Below are 13,962 nucleotides of genomic sequence, written 5' to 3'. Positions count from 1 at the left end.
TAAATGCCGCGGCGCTCCCTCAAAGTCTTATCCGTTAGGATTACGCGATACCTGCTCAAGTATGGCCCGCAGACGTTGGGCCGACGGGCGGTAGCCGCCCATGGCCGAGTCGAGTCGTAGCACCACGGCTGACGCTTTCGACTGATCGGCCACACCCGCCAGACCGAGCGCGAAATAGGTCGACATGGCAAAGCGCGCCTCAGGTGAGCCTTGCTTTTCGGCCTGCTGATACCAGTAGAAGGCGCGCGCATAGTCGGCAGGCACGCCCACGCCTTCGGAGTACATAACCGCCAGCGCCAGTTGCGCCTGCGATGAGCCATTAATCGCCGCCAACTGAATGGCGCGCAGTTTTTCAGCATTGGTCATGCGCACCATTTCGGCGCGCCCGGTCGTGGCCTTGCCCAGAATAGCGCGCAGGCCAGTCAGGGTGTCGGCGGGTACTTCGGACGGGCTGGAATAGAGCGTCTGGGTCAGATCCAGATAGACGAGTGCGCGACCGACATGCACGAACGGCAGTTCTTCCATACGGATCAGGGCATAATCCTGCGCGTCGGAACGGATGCTTTCGTCCGAATGCGGCACGCCGCCGCCGGGCGCTTCGGGCGGATAGAATTCATAGGGCGCCACCCAGCGCTTGGCCTTACCAACCACGAAGGAGGCGTAGTCCTTACGATCACCAGCCGAGCGCTCAAAATCCTTCAGCAGGACATAGGCGCCGACATCGCCGGTTTCGGTGGCTTTGTAATTATAGAGATAGGCATCGACATCCGAGCGCTGAAACAGGCTACGGACATTGCGGCGGCCATCGTCAGAATTGCGCATCATGGCGCGCACGGCTTCGCGGTTGTCGGCAGGCTCACCCATCGGGCCGTACTGCACATCATAGAGCCGTCCGAGCGTGCGGAAGCCATCGGCCCCCAGGGTCGATAATATATAGACAACCCGATCGCGTACCTTATCGCGCTCGCTCATGTCCATCATGGCCAGATTGCGATCCAGACGGCGATAGGCGCGCGCCCGCTCGAACGCCCGACACTTGTCGTAGCGCGAGGCCAGCTTCCCGTCATTGGTCAGGATGCGGTTCATCGGCGCGTAGCCTTCCTGGTTGGCCAGAGCCATCACCAGCCAGACCGAGCCTTCGATCGGGTCTTCGAGGTTTTTATCGGTCGATTTTTCAGCCGCGTAGCGATCCGCCAGCTCAAGCTGGGCGAAGAAATCGTTCTTGAACGCCGCCCGGCGGAAGTAACGAATTTCAAATTCCTGATCGTTGAAACCGGCGTTTTGCATTAGGGCCGGACGCGGGCAGCTATAGCCGCCTTCATCACCGGGCCCGCCGCGGCCCCACTTCCACCACGGACGGTCACAGCCACTTAAGGTCAGGCTGACGCACACGGCCATAAGAGACAGCGCTCCGACGCGTGACATTTTACGCCACGTCGGGGTCTTCGTCTCCCTGTGCCCGAAGTTCGCGGCGTGTTTTTCGCCCGTCTCCGGTTGTGTCCCGTCAAATTTTGACATTAAAAATCGCCCCGACAGCGTCGGCTTAAAACATGGTTAACGAAACTTGTCGTGAGGATTGCTAAAACTGTCAAGCTAAGTTCCCCCCGAACGTAAGCATTTACAACAGGCGTTGCCGGATTGTCGCGGCTAAGCCAAAAGATCGTTGCGCGCACTTAAAAACGCCACCCCGGCGCACGTATCAACCCGGTAACAATCATGCTCTAATGCACGAGAAAAGGCTAGGGGTAAAGTAGAAAAGCTTTAAACAATCCGTAGGGTTTGTGGTTAATCGGCCCTGAAATTCCCCTCACCGTTGAGTGTGACTGGCGCGTGACATCCGAATTCTTATATGGGGGGATATGTGTGAGTCGAGCGGGAGTTTAGTGACCATGACGACGGTTGAGTCAGGATTAAATGCGGCGGAAAAGGCGGCCATCTATGCCGAGGTTCAGCGTGATATTGAGGCCGTGCTTGACGGTGAGACGAACGTCACGGCGCAGATGGCGACCGTCAGTTGTCTGTTGGCTCAGGCGTTTGACTATTATTTCTGGATCGGATTTTACGTGGTCGATGAGGTGAAAAAGGCGCAAGGGCTCAACGAACTGGTTATTGGGCCCTATCAGGGCACGCTGGGCTGCCTGCGCATAGCTTACACGCGCGGCGTGTGCGGCGCGGCGGCCACCCAGCGTAAAACGATCATTGTCGACGATGTTCACGCCTTTCCGGGGCACATTGCCTGCGATTCGCGCTCCAATTCTGAAATCGTGGTGCCGGTGTTTGATGCGTCAGGCGAACTGATCGCGGTCTTCGATGTCGATTCGCAAGCGCATGCGTCGTTTGATGACACCGATAAGGCGGGGCTTGAAGCCATTATGGCATCGGTGTTCGCCAAAAATATTATTTAAAGACGTCGCTAAGGGCGGCTAAGGTGGCATGGGCGGCGGCCATGTCGGGCTGTTCATTGTCATCGTTCCAGCCAAAGTTCTCATTCGGCCCTAAAGCCTGAACGACAATGCCGTCCCTACGGGCGACCACGAACACCCCTCTGTACATGAAGCCGTAGTGGACGCCCTCTTGCGGCGGCAACCACACAATCTGACCACGCACGGGGGTAATGCTCTCGTCTTTGAACAGGGCACGCGCGCCGTAGCCCGTGCAGTTGATAATCACCTTTTCTTTCAGCCGGTTAAGGTCAGATGGCGTATCGAACGTCATGGGCACGAACCGTCCGCCCGCGATCAGAAAATCCTCCGTCAACTGATGCGACAACGCCGCGATGTTAAAGGTCAGCACGCTTCTGCGACGGACCTGCTCGGCATTAAACCTATGCTGATCGGGGCCGAGGGGATGCGATGAGGGCACGATATCGCCTAAGCGCCGCTCCAGATACAGAAACCCCGGATCAATGTCAGTGGGGTTGTCTGGCACCGGCGGCTGCGGGTTGCGCAGATAATAGTGATCCATCCACTCGACGGGGTTGTCTGCCAGTCCGACATAGCTTTGGTGCATAGTCCATGACCGGCGTGCCATGTGCTCCCATCGCTCAGGGAAATCCGCGGCGACGGCATCGGTTTTAGCCACCCGCGAATCCGGCGACCAGGTGCCAGTAGCGCGGGCTGAGCGCACATCGGGGAAGCGGTCTTTGGCATAGATGGTCACACTTGCGCCCGCCCTTTGGGCCATGAGCGCTGTGGTCAGGCCGATCGCGCCGGCCCCGATCACGGCGATGGATTTGGGTCGGTTTTCCATAGCCAGTGTGACCGCCGCCTCCGCCGATCCCCATGACAAAGACCAGCCCGCACCGCCGTGACCATAGTTATGCACGATCCGTTTGCGGCCCATGTCTTCGGCTTCAATCCGTGGTCCGGCGGCTCTGAACGGGCGCAGACACACGGTCGTGCGGAAAATCTCATCTTGCGAAAAGCGGATGGGGATCAGGTGGCGCGCATCTTGTGCATAGCCGGTACGGGGCAGGGCTGTCGCCACAAGCGCAGACCCAAACCCTGTCAAAATCTTGCGTCGATCCATGCCCTGTCCCTGCTTTATTTACCGTCTGGCGGCGCAATAGACCCCATGACGCCCGCCGCATCAAGCAGATTAAGCCTTGAGATTTAACGGCCCCTCGGCTAAACCCGCCGCAATCATTCCTAACAGTTTTAAAAGGTGCCCATAGACATGGCGCAACAGTATATTTTCCAGATGCAGGGGCTGACCAAGCACTTCCCCGGCGGCAAGAAAATCTTCGAGAACATCTGGCTTTCGTTCTATTCCGACGCCAAAATCGGCGTGGTCGGGGTCAACGGGTCGGGTAAATCGACCCTGCTCAAGATCATGGCGGGTCTCGATAAAGAATTTTCCGGTGAGGCCAAGGCCGCCGACGGCACCAAGATGGGCTACCTGCAACAGGAACCCCATTTGGATGAGTCCAAGACCGTCTGGGAAAACGTCATCGACTGGTGCGAAGAAAAGAAGATCTTTGATCGCTTCAACAAAGTCGCCGAACAGATGGGCGAAGAATACACCGATGAACTTATGGAGGAAATGAACGCCCTTCAGGAAAAGATCGACGCTGGCGATCTGTGGGATATCGACAGCCGCATTGAAATGGCGATGGACGCATTGCGCTGCCCGCCCAACGATTCCGGCGTGACCAAGCTGTCCGGCGGTGAAAAGCGCCGGGTAGCACTTGCCCGCCTGCTGCTGTCCAAGCCTGACATGCTGCTGCTCGATGAGCCGACGAACCACCTTGATGCGGAATCGGTCGCCTGGCTTCAGCACCACCTGGAGCAGTTTCCGGGCTGCGTGATCCTTGTCACCCACGACCGTTACTTCCTCAATCAGGTCACCAAGTGGACGCTGGAACTCGACCGCGGTAAGGGTGTGCCCCACGAAGGCAACTATTCAAGCTGGCTTGAGGCCAAGCAAAAGCGCGTGGTTCAGGAACAGTCCGAATCCGAAGCCCGTCAACGCGCCCTCACCAAGGAACTGGACTGGGTGCGCTCCGGTGCCAAGGCCCGTCAGGCCAAGTCGAAGGCCCGTCTGGCGGCCTATGATGAGATGGTGCGCGAACAGGAAAATTCGCGTCAGGCGCAGTCGTTTGCGACCATCCAGATCCCGCCCGGCCCGCGCCTTGGTAACCTCGTGCTCGAAGTCACCGGCCTTCAGAAAGAATACGGCGATAAGCTGCTGTTCAAGGACCTGACCTTCCGCTTGCCGCCCAACGGTATCGTGGGCGTCATCGGCCCGAACGGTGCCGGTAAATCGACCCTGTTCAAGCTGATCACTGGTGTCGAGCAACCCGACGCGGGTACGCTGAAACTCGGCGAAACGGTCAAGCTGGCCTATGTCGATCAGAGCCGCGATGACCTCAACCCCGACCACACCGTCTGGCAGGCTATTTCCGGCGGCACCGATGTGATGATCGTCGGTAAGCGCGAAATCAACAGCCGCGCCTATGTCGGTGGCTTTAACTTTAAGGGCGGCGATCAGCAAAAGAAGGTCGGTCTGCTGTCCGGTGGTGAGCGTAACCGCGTCCACCTGGCCAAGACTCTGGCGTCCGGCGGCAATGTCATCCTGCTCGATGAGCCGACCAACGATCTGGATATCGAAACCTTGCAGGCCCTCGAAGAAGCGCTGGAAGAGTTCGCCGGCTGCGCCGTGGTCATCTCCCACGACCGCTGGTTCCTTGACCGTCTGGCGACTCACATCCTGGCATTCGAGGGCGATTCACACGTCGAATGGTTCGAAGGTAACTTCGAGATGTACGAAGAAGACAAAAAGCGTCGCCTCGGCACGGATAGTCTTATCCCGCACCGGATCAAGTTCCAGAAGTTTGCCCGGTAAGGCCTGCGCTCAAGCAGCGAAGCGGTAGCGCGCTAAAATGCCCCTACACCCGTAACTTGGAGCGGGTGACGAGGACTGGATTTACTTAACAGGCGGAGATGGCGACATCTCCGCCTGTTTTCTTTTCTCTTCCCGACTGAAGATGGGAGGCTTCTATTAGGTGGAAGTGGCCTTACGACAGAACACGTACATCGGACTATGCTGATAGTAGGTATCGTCTAAGGCGTCGTCAGGATTTATCAGAGCGAGAGCATAATCTGCATGTCTAATTAAAGCTCTATAGGCGAATGGGTGAGTATCTTTGACTTCATTGGCAAACGCCTGGTAAAACGGGCCATACAGTTCTGCAACAATAACCCTAGGTGCGTTTTCCTGAAGGGTTTTTTTAGCCCCTAGCAAGGCATCCACTTCAGCCCCTTCTATATCTAATTTCCAAATATCGAAGGGGCCATGCTCATCACACAGGTCGTCTATAGTTGTGACTCGAACCGTCTCAACCTCAGGGTCGGCTCCGAATACCTGCGGGAAAAGTGCTCTGATTTCTTCCTTTAGGCTGCTCCCTTGGTTGTGAATTGTTGATAAGGTTAATGATTGCATCCCACGCTGGCTGGATATTGCGCAACTTATCGGAACTATTCTTTCGTGAGATAGGGTAGAGAGACGGTGGAAAAGCGCGCTAGCTGGTTCGACTGCTGTAATTTTTCTAGCTCCAGCGGCAACAAATTCTAGGCAAGTAAAGCCTATGTTAGCACCTGCATCCAGAACGCTGTCGTTTGGAAGGACAAATCTTTTTATAAGCATTGTGTCAATGTCGGCTTGGGGGTAGCGCACGTTCAAGAGTAACTTGCAGGCGTAAAGCCTCTCATGATGTAGAGACAAGTCAAGGGTAAGCCCTGAACCTGCTACAGGGAACGTAACTAGCCCAGAAGTCCGCACAATGTTTTCAAAATCGTGAATGTCCACGTCCTTACTCCTCGCGTCAGAAAGAATTACCAATTTCTAATTTATTGGTTGATTCCAAACTGGTTAGCATAAACGAGTAGCAGATGGGCATTATATCGTTGATGATTTCAATTTAATCATATCGCTAAATTGTTAGCTTCAACACCGTCGCCGTCAATGCTGCCCGGTATTCAAACCCCAGCGATTTATAGAGATCAATCGCCACCTGATTATCGGCATAGGTGTGCAGAAACGCTGCGTCTCCACGCGCATGGATACGCCGTGCAACCAGTCGCATCAGCCCCGCCGCATAGCCACGCCCGCGAAAATCGGGGTGGGTGCACACGCCGCTGACCTCGGAAAAGCCGTCCATTTTCATACGCTCACCGGCCATGGCGACCAGTCGGCCATCCTGCTTGGTACCGATGAAGGCTGACAGTTCGTGCGTCCGCTCAGCAAACGGGCCGGGCTGAGTCAGGCGGGCCAGAGCCAGCATCTCCGGGCCATCGGCGTGAGTTAGCTTAAGCGCCTCAAAATCTTCGCCGCCCGGTGTGATGTGTATGGCCGTCATCTGATGTAGCGGGTAGCGGGGCGCGCTTAACGACCTCGAATCCCTCTGGAGCTGAAACCGCGCCGCTTTCCACCACCCAGAACCCGTCCGGCCCCGGAACTAAACCGGCCAAAGGCTCCGGCGATCCGTCAAAGCTGGCCGCAAACGGCCCATACGCCGGATCAAGCTTTAACGCGCGCTCATAGCCGTGCGCCAGATGCGCCCAGCCAGAGGTGAGGGCGGTCCATACCGGCCGGTCGAGAGGGTGAGAAATTGCCATAGCCTGTCATGGCGCGGGGACGTGAGGCTGTCAATCAACGTCATCACACCGAAAGGTGAGACTTAAAAAACGGGAGAACATCGCTGACAAACCGGCCGCGCGGGCCCCAGTGCTTATCGCCCCAGCCGCCGTTATATTCCTCGGCCTCGTTGGGGATGCCGTATTCGTTGAGTTTTAAGGCGTAGGATTGATTGGAATAGACATGGTCGATATTGCTGTCGGAGCGGCCCCAGTCGAGCTTAAAGCCGCGCAGGCCTTTAAGGTTTTGTGCCCCTGACGCGACCTGCCGTTCCAGGAAAAAGCTGTTCGTAAGCCGTTCGGTCAGAGCCGGGTCGATGATCAGTTCGCCATTTACCCGACGCGCGGGCATATCGATATATAGCGGGCCTTTGTCCGGGCTGGGCAGGTGGGCCTGATAAATGGCGGTGAATATCTGCGAAAACGGATCGGTCTTGACGTCATTTAAGGCTTTGGCCTGAGCCAGCAGATCCCAGTTCGGACGGCCCTGCATGATATAAACGCCGTGGCCTGTGCCGACCGGATGCATGGCGTAGACGGACCCGAATACGCCGCCATAACGGCCCGCGATACGAATGGCACCGTAACCACCCATATGGGCGCCGGTCAGTCCGCGTGCCGCCGGTTCCGCCAAAGTTCGATAATTAGCGTCGATATAGGACACCAGTTCCTGAACCAGAAAGTCTTCCCAATTTCCGGTAATCGATGAGTTGGTATAGATCGAATGGACGACGGGCGTGGAAAAATCAGCGCTGACCAGAATGGCCTCGCCCATGTCACCGCGCTCAAAAGCGGTCTCTAAAAGCGTCTGAACGCCATGCTGATCAAAGACGGTGCGGTGGTCTTCAAAAAAGGTATGCAGATAATAGATGACCGGATAGCGCTTACGGCCAGTGCCATAGGACGGCGGCAAATAGATGCTTACGCGGCGGTCCGGGCTTATACCGATCAGGTTATGGGCAAAGTGCGCGGATGACAGGATCTCATCCACCACCCGGCCTGATGGGGCGGCACGCGTGGGAAAGGCTGCGGTCGACATAACCATAGCCAGAGCTGCCCGGCGTGAAAAGGCGTGGTGGGAATATGAGCGCATGGGCGGGCTTTCTTTTCAAGCAAGGCTTAAACAGACCGGCGAACGCAAATGTACAGGGGACTAACTACCTGTGGACGGTATGATCGGATTGGGGCGGCTTTAAGGCTTATAGAATATAAACGCGGCCCCTGCCGCGATCAGGGTAAAGCCAATCACCGTCGTCCATTTGAGTGGCTCACCCAGATACCAGACCGAAAACGCCGCAAATATCGTCAGGGTAATCACTTCCTGGATCGTCTTGAGCTGTACGGCATTGAACGTGCCGTAGCCGATGCGGTTGGCCGGCACCATCAGAGTGTATTCGAAAAACGCGATCCCCCAACTGACCAGAATAACCACCCATAACTTTTCGGTCTTGAACTTAAGGTGGCCGTACCATGCAAAGGTCATGAAGATGTTGGAGGCGATCAGTAGGCCGATGGTGGTGACGCTGACGGGCAATTGCGGCATGGGAATCCCTTTTGAGATATAGCGATGTTTGCCAATATCCAGCAGCGGCTGTCAATGATCGGTGATCCCCAGCGGGCGTGAAAGCGTAGGGAGTATATGCGACCAAACGCCTTGAACCTTTTGACCTATGGCCTGCTGGCTCTGCCGGTGGCGTTTGCCGGTTTGCCGCTGTTTATCCATGCCCCGGATTACTATGCGACCGATCTTGGCGTGCCGCTGGCGGCTATGGGGGCGGTGCTGGTGGGCTTGCGGCTCATCGATGCCGTGCAGGATCCGCTGATTGGGAGTTTGAGCGACCGGTTTCATCATCTGCGCCGGCTGATCGTTTTGATCGGGGCGGTGCTGCTGGGGGCCGGGTTCTGGATGCTGTTCCATCCCGTTGGTGAGCCGCTTTTATGGATGGCCATTAGCATCCTTATTTGCACCACCGGCTTTTCGATGGTCGGCATTAATCTGCAGGCGATGGGCGGCCTGTGGCAGGTGGAAAGCTCTGAGCGCGTCAAGGTCGCCGGGGTGCGCGAAGGCTTGGGCCTGATCGGGTTATTGCTGGGGTCGGTGACGCCCACAGTCCTTGTACGGTCGATGGCGTCGGGGGCGGCTTTTCATTGGCTGTCGGTGCTGTGCCTGATCAGCCTCGTTGTCGGCGTGGCGGCGTTCTGGCGCTGGTCGGGTAAGGCGGCGATGGCGCGTCCAGCCAAGGTGGTGTCGCTGAACTACCTAAGCCTTGTGCGCGAACCGTGGTTGCGGCGGTTCACCCTGACCTATGGCCTGAGCAGTTTGGCCTCAGCCATACCGGCGGTGTTGATCATATTTTATGTCCGCGATCACCTACGGGCCGAAGCCTTTACTGGCTTGTTTCTTATCCTCTATTTCGTCAGCGGGGCCGCCGCCATGCCTCTGTGGCAGCGTATATCAAACCGCTTTGGCAAAGGCCGAGCCTGGGGTCTGAGCATGGTGTTGGCCAGCCTGACCTTTGTGTGGGCGTTTGTCCTGCCTGCGGATGCCATCATCGCCTTTGCTGTCGTGTGTATATTGTCGGGCACAGCGTTCGGGGCTGATTTGGCCTTGCCGTCAGCGATCATTGCCGACCGGCTGGAGGCCAGCGGCCATGAAACGGCCGCCAGCCGGTATTATGCCCTGCTGGCCTTTTTATCAAAGCTGGCTTTGTCGTTGGCCACGGGCCTTAGCCTGCCTGCGCTGGCAGGGTTTGGCTATCAGCCGGGGGGCAGACACCGGGGGGTATCTGCCGCTATTTTACGCGCTTATTCCGTGCGTCATCAAAGTCATGGCGGCCTTAAGTCTTCGCCTTAGCCCGCTGTATCGCCATTAGTAAATTTATAAAGATTAACGCGTATACGATTTTAGCTCTGAGTATCGGGGCAGGTCGCGGGCGCGGCATGCATGGCAAAAGGCCTGCAGTATGAGTGAGAATTATAAAGCGCAGAGAGATAGCTATATTGCCTACTCTTTGGCGGCGGCGGATCTTCTGATTGAGGTCGGTCTTGATCTGACCATCAAATCCGTCGTAGGTGCGGCCCGCACACTTTTGGGGGCAGAAGGGGGCGCCCTCAAAGGCCGCTCGGTCATCGACCTTTTCCAGCCGCAGGATCAGGCTTTTCTGCACCGAAAGCTAAAAGATACAACTACTAAAGGCCGAATTGATCCGGTCGCCGTCTATTTGCGCTCTGACGGCAAGGCGGCTATGCTGGTCAATGTCGGGGCGTGCTTTATCCCGTCACGGGCTGAGGAAATTCACCTGACCTTGAGCATCCTCAACAATATCCGGCCGGATAATGTCGAACATAACGATGCCGGGCTGATGACGGCGGAACGCTTTAACGAACTGGCGATCGATATCATCCGCGCCGGCGCGTCAAAAGATGTTGATCTCGACATGACCTTGGTCAAGCTTAAAGGGCTGACCAAGGTGCGTACGACCTTAAACGCCGATCAGCAGACCCTGCTGATGCAGGAAGTGGCTGCCGTGCTGCGGGCAAATTCCATATCTGGCCATGGTGCGGCCCTGCCTGATGATAGTTTTGGGGTCCTGACACCGGCCAATGACCAGCAGGCTGAAGCACGGCTAATGGCTGAAATCGATGCGGTAGGGCAGGCTGTCGGCCTGAAAAGCGGGGCGCTGGGGCCCAAGATGATGTCGATCCATCTTAAGACCGGCAATCTGGATCACGCGGCGATTAAAAAGGCGCTGGCCTATATCACCCAAACCTTCGCCAAATCACCTGATCAGGTCCCGCCGACAATTGAGGCCAGTCTGGAAGCGGCCATGGAAGACACGGTGGCTGAGTTTTCGTCGATCAAATCGGTCATCGACAATGGTGATTTCCAGATTGTCTACCAGCCGATCGTGCGTCTTTATGACCGTACGGTCCACCACCATGAGGCTCTGCTGCGCCTTAAGGATGGCCGTAATCTTTATGACACTATCAACTTTTCCGAGCAGATCGGCCTGATCCATGATCTTGATCTGGCGGTGTGCCAAAAGGTGCTTTCGGCTGTAAGTGCGCAGTCAGACACGGTTGTGGCGGTTAATATTTCAGGTCAGTCGATTGCCAGCCCGCAGTTCGGCCACGATTTCCGCAAACTGATCCAGCCATACCGCAACCTTAACAAGCGCGTGATGTTCGAGATCACCGAAACTGGTGAGGTCAAGGATTTCGAGACCGCCCGCCGGTTTATCGCCTGGCTGCATCAGATGTCGTTCCGGGTGTGTCTGGATGACTTCGGATCGGGGGCGGCGTCCTACAACTATCTGCGCCATTTCGAGGTCGATTTCGTCAAGATCGACGGGCCGTTCCTGCGCGAGGCGGTGAATGATAATCGCCAGCGCGCGCTGATCCGCTCGATCGTCTCGCTCAGCCACGAACTTGGCTGTCAGGTCATCGGGGAAATGATTGAAAACCCTGAAATGGACGAAATGGCCCGTCAGCTTAGCATCGAGTTCGGTCAGGGCTATCTGTTTGGCCGACCCAGCCCGGATTTATCAAGTGCGGCGGCATCAGCCGTCACCGCGCGCCGCAAAGGGGCTTCCGATAGCTGGGGTTAGATACTTCGAGGGCCAGACACTTAGGCCTTAGACACTTAGGCGCTGAACATCGCGCAGGGCATTGTCAGCCATGGCCTTAAGACCGGCATGGCCCGGCATCTGGGCCGAAAGCTCTGAAAAGACATCATAGGCTTTGCGGTAAAGTGGGGCCGCCTTTTGGTGTTCGCCCTGAATTTCACGGATTTGGGCCAGTCGCGCCAGAGCCATCGCCTGACCGGAGCGGACCTGGATATTGCCGGGATCAAGATAGGCCAGGCTTTCGTTAATCAGGCTGAGTTCCTCAAACGCCGTGGCCGCGGTCGTCAGGTCGCCGACCTTGAACTTCAGATCGGCATATTGGGTCAGAAGACCTGAGCGGATCTGAGGATCGCTGACGACGGCCAGTGCGCGGCCAATGACGGGGGCGAGCGCGTCGGTGCGACCATCCATCTGATAGCGGCGAGCCAGATAGAGGTGAATATTAGCGTCGGACGGATCAAGCTCTGACACCTGTTCATAGGCCATCATGGCCTTGGAGTCATCACGCCCCATATGCAGGGCCCCGTAAACCCGCCATAGCTCCGCCGAATGGGCGAAGGCTCCGGCATTCATCAGTTCATTGGCCATCCCCTGTAACCGGCTGGCGGCGACCGACAGATCACCAGCCGCAATCAGGTTAAAGACGTCGCGGGCCTTAGGGGATTTGTCATAATAGAGATAGCTGAGGCGTACCGATAATTCTTCGGCAGCGATCGGACGGGTCGCGTCCGGCCATACTGACAAAGCAGTTGAGACGGCCTGTCCGATTTCCTGCTCAGGCGTCAGCGCCGGGGTGACCGGGGTCAGTTCAGGCGCGATTTCGGCTTCGACCGGGGCAAGCAAGGGGTGTGGCTCCGCCATGATCGGCGCGGTGACGGCGGGCGCATAGGCATCACGGGCGGGCGCAATAGAGGGTTGTGCGGGTGTCTCTGCAAGTGCCTCTGGAACCGCAGGCGTTTCGATAAAGCGCATGGCCGAAGAAATGACCGCGTTGATATCGCTTTCGGGCAATTCCCGCACTGAGGTTTCCGGCGTATCAGCCAGAAGGGCGGCTTCGATCGGGTCAGTAACGGTTTCAGTCACTGCAATAGACGCGGCTTCGACAGGGGCCGGTGCCGGTTCGGTCGGGGGCTCACTGTAAACAGCGGGGGCAGGCTGAGGCTCTGCCGGACGCAGGGGAATAACCTCAGCCGTCGGCGGGGCGGCCACCGCCACAGTCTCGGCACTGCGGTCGGATGCCGACGGTGTAGAAATTCTCAACCCATGCTCCGGCGACAGGACATCGGTGGTCGCGGGCGTGGCCGCAGGGCGCGGTACATCGGCGGGACGGCGCGTGGCGGCCGCGTCCAGATGGGGCTTGGGCAGGCCAAAGGCATCGGCGGCATTGTCACCATAATGCGGGATCAACTCATGGCTGGAAGGTGAGGTCTGCGTAGCTTGGGATTGCAACAGGCCCGCCTGTGTTGTGGCAGGCGGGGCCTCAAACCGCAATGAGGCGCGGTTGCGGCTCGTCTGTTCCGGGGTATCTGCGCTGAGGTAGTGGACGCTGGCGGTCTTAAGCCCTTCGGCATGGATTTGAAGCTGGTCTTCGGGGATGGCCAGATCAAAGTCATCGCTGGCAATTACAGATTGTGATGACGTGATTTTCGGGCGGCGCGATACCGGAACGGTCAGGCGGAACAGGCAGCCGATAATCCCGACCAGAATAATGGCGGCACCGATAAGCAATACGCCTGACGGAACGGTTTCGATGCGGGCCCAGCTTATCCAGTCCTCAGCCGGGCCACCCAGTGGCGCATCGGCAATGAACATGGCCCCGGCGCACATCAAAAGGCCGGTCAGTATCAAAACTATAAAGCCGGTCAAAGGCTGGCGACGGCGAGACTTTGAGGCCGTCATTACTTTATCTGCGACCTTTGCTGAATCCGCGCCGGATAGATGTTCGCCGTCTAAGGTTTCACCCATGTCCATATTGCTCACGTTTGCCCCCATAACCGGTCGATAAAACCTGATTACCCACAGCCTTGAGTTAAGCCTAAGCTTGGGCATCTGGCAATCGTATTGAAATCAATATGTCTCAAAAAGAAGCGCCATAACGCCCGTCGAGGCTAAAGGTGCAACTTTTTGGCCACCCGCAGGCTGATCCCCTGCCGTGTCTTTCCCCGGCTTGCCCACCCGACTTGCCTCCCGACTTGCTATGTGTG

At 57.2% G+C, this 13,962-nt stretch carries 12 protein-coding genes; 4 read left to right on the top strand and 8 right to left on the bottom strand.

Going from position 1 to position 13,962, the window contains the following annotated elements; all coding sequences use genetic code 11:
• Nucleotides 1–27: 27 nt before the first annotated feature.
• Complete coding sequence (locus OVA03_RS06690) at nucleotides 28–1,425, bottom strand: tetratricopeptide repeat protein (RefSeq protein WP_267527362.1); 1,398 nt, start codon at nucleotides 1,423–1,425, stop codon at nucleotides 28–30.
• Between the two features lie 464 nt (nucleotides 1,426–1,889).
• Between OVA03_RS06690 and OVA03_RS06685 the strand changes: the two genes are divergently transcribed.
• Nucleotides 1,890–2,405, top strand: coding sequence for a GAF domain-containing protein (locus tag OVA03_RS06685; protein ID WP_267527361.1), 516 nt, complete (start codon nucleotides 1,890–1,892; stop codon nucleotides 2,403–2,405).
• Here OVA03_RS06685 and OVA03_RS06680 read toward each other — a convergent pair.
• Nucleotides 2,398–3,528: an FAD-dependent oxidoreductase gene (locus OVA03_RS06680; RefSeq protein WP_267527360.1), complete on the bottom strand. Its 1,131-nt coding sequence runs from the start codon at nucleotides 3,526–3,528 to the stop codon at nucleotides 2,398–2,400. The genes OVA03_RS06685 and OVA03_RS06680 overlap by 8 nt on opposite strands.
• A gap of 147 nt (nucleotides 3,529–3,675) precedes the next feature.
• Between OVA03_RS06680 and ettA the strand changes: the two genes are divergently transcribed.
• A complete protein-coding gene (gene ettA / locus OVA03_RS06675; protein WP_267527359.1) occupies nucleotides 3,676–5,343 on the top strand; it encodes an energy-dependent translational throttle protein EttA in 1,668 nt (555 codons plus the stop codon).
• 156 nt (nucleotides 5,344–5,499) lie between these two features.
• On the opposite strand, the gene OVA03_RS06670 is transcribed toward ettA, so the two are convergent.
• The 5 genes from OVA03_RS06670 to OVA03_RS06655 all read right to left on the bottom strand — a co-directional run bounded on the left by OVA03_RS06670 (nucleotide 5,500) and on the right by OVA03_RS06655 (nucleotide 8,676).
• On the bottom strand, nucleotides 5,500–6,306 hold the full coding sequence (locus tag OVA03_RS06670) for an FkbM family methyltransferase (RefSeq protein WP_267527358.1): 807 nt from the start codon (nucleotides 6,304–6,306) through the stop codon (nucleotides 5,500–5,502).
• A 124-nt stretch (nucleotides 6,307–6,430) separates the two neighbouring features.
• On the bottom strand, nucleotides 6,431–6,856 hold the full coding sequence (locus tag OVA03_RS16965) for a GNAT family N-acetyltransferase (protein WP_324291036.1): 426 nt from the start codon (nucleotides 6,854–6,856) through the stop codon (nucleotides 6,431–6,433).
• Nucleotides 6,816–7,115: a hypothetical protein gene (locus tag OVA03_RS16960; RefSeq protein WP_324291035.1), complete on the bottom strand. Its 300-nt coding sequence runs from the start codon at nucleotides 7,113–7,115 to the stop codon at nucleotides 6,816–6,818. Before OVA03_RS16960 ends, OVA03_RS16965 begins: the two co-directional genes overlap by 41 nt.
• A 43-nt stretch (nucleotides 7,116–7,158) precedes the next feature.
• A complete protein-coding gene (locus OVA03_RS06660; RefSeq protein WP_267527357.1) occupies nucleotides 7,159–8,226 on the bottom strand; it encodes an alpha/beta hydrolase in 1,068 nt (355 codons plus the stop codon).
• A 99-nt stretch (nucleotides 8,227–8,325) separates the two neighbouring features.
• The gene (locus OVA03_RS06655) at nucleotides 8,326–8,676 is read right to left on the bottom strand and encodes a DMT family protein (protein ID WP_267527356.1); all 351 of its coding nucleotides are present in this window, start codon (nucleotides 8,674–8,676) and stop codon (nucleotides 8,326–8,328) included.
• Nucleotides 8,677–8,772: 96 nt separating this feature from the next.
• Between OVA03_RS06655 and OVA03_RS06650 the strand changes: the two genes are divergently transcribed.
• Entirely contained in the window at nucleotides 8,773–9,987 is a 1,215-nt protein-coding gene (locus tag OVA03_RS06650) for an MFS transporter (protein WP_267527355.1), read from the top strand.
• 109 nt (nucleotides 9,988–10,096) lie between these two features.
• The gene (locus OVA03_RS06645) at nucleotides 10,097–11,740 is read left to right on the top strand and encodes an EAL domain-containing protein (RefSeq protein ID WP_267527354.1); all 1,644 of its coding nucleotides are present in this window, start codon (nucleotides 10,097–10,099) and stop codon (nucleotides 11,738–11,740) included.
• 27 nt (nucleotides 11,741–11,767) lie between these two features.
• Here the strand turns inward: OVA03_RS06645 and OVA03_RS06640 are convergent, their stop codons facing one another.
• Nucleotides 11,768–13,738: a hypothetical protein gene (locus OVA03_RS06640; RefSeq protein WP_267527353.1), complete on the bottom strand. Its 1,971-nt coding sequence runs from the start codon at nucleotides 13,736–13,738 to the stop codon at nucleotides 11,768–11,770.
• Between the last annotated feature and the right edge of the window lie 224 nt (nucleotides 13,739–13,962).

The organism is Asticcacaulis sp. SL142 (genome assembly GCF_026625745.1).
GTDB lineage: Bacteria > Pseudomonadota > Alphaproteobacteria > Caulobacterales > Caulobacteraceae > Asticcacaulis.
The sequence above is the reverse complement of the archived record's forward strand: the minus strand, read 5'-3'. Positions and strand labels throughout refer to the sequence as shown.

Coding starts and splice junctions, on each gene's coding strand:
- OVA03_RS06690 (WP_267527362.1), bottom strand. CDS start 1,425: ATGTCACGCGTCGGAGCGCTGTCTCTTATGGCCGTGTGCGTCAGCCTG.
- OVA03_RS06685 (WP_267527361.1), top strand. CDS start 1,890: ATGACGACGGTTGAGTCAGGATTAAATGCGGCGGAAAAGGCGGCCATC.
- OVA03_RS06680 (WP_267527360.1), bottom strand. CDS start 3,528: ATGGATCGACGCAAGATTTTGACAGGGTTTGGGTCTGCGCTTGTGGCG.
- ettA (WP_267527359.1), top strand. CDS start 3,676: ATGGCGCAACAGTATATTTTCCAGATGCAGGGGCTGACCAAGCACTTC.
- OVA03_RS16965 (WP_324291036.1), bottom strand. CDS start 6,856: ATGACGGCCATACACATCACACCGGGCGGCGAAGATTTTGAGGCGCTT.
- OVA03_RS16960 (WP_324291035.1), bottom strand. CDS start 7,115: ATGGCAATTTCTCACCCTCTCGACCGGCCGGTATGGACCGCCCTCACC.
- OVA03_RS06660 (WP_267527357.1), bottom strand. CDS start 8,226: ATGCGCTCATATTCCCACCACGCCTTTTCACGCCGGGCAGCTCTGGCT.
- OVA03_RS06655 (WP_267527356.1), bottom strand. CDS start 8,676: ATGCCGCAATTGCCCGTCAGCGTCACCACCATCGGCCTACTGATCGCC.
- OVA03_RS06650 (WP_267527355.1), top strand. CDS start 8,773: ATGCGACCAAACGCCTTGAACCTTTTGACCTATGGCCTGCTGGCTCTG.
- OVA03_RS06645 (WP_267527354.1), top strand. CDS start 10,097: ATGAGTGAGAATTATAAAGCGCAGAGAGATAGCTATATTGCCTACTCT.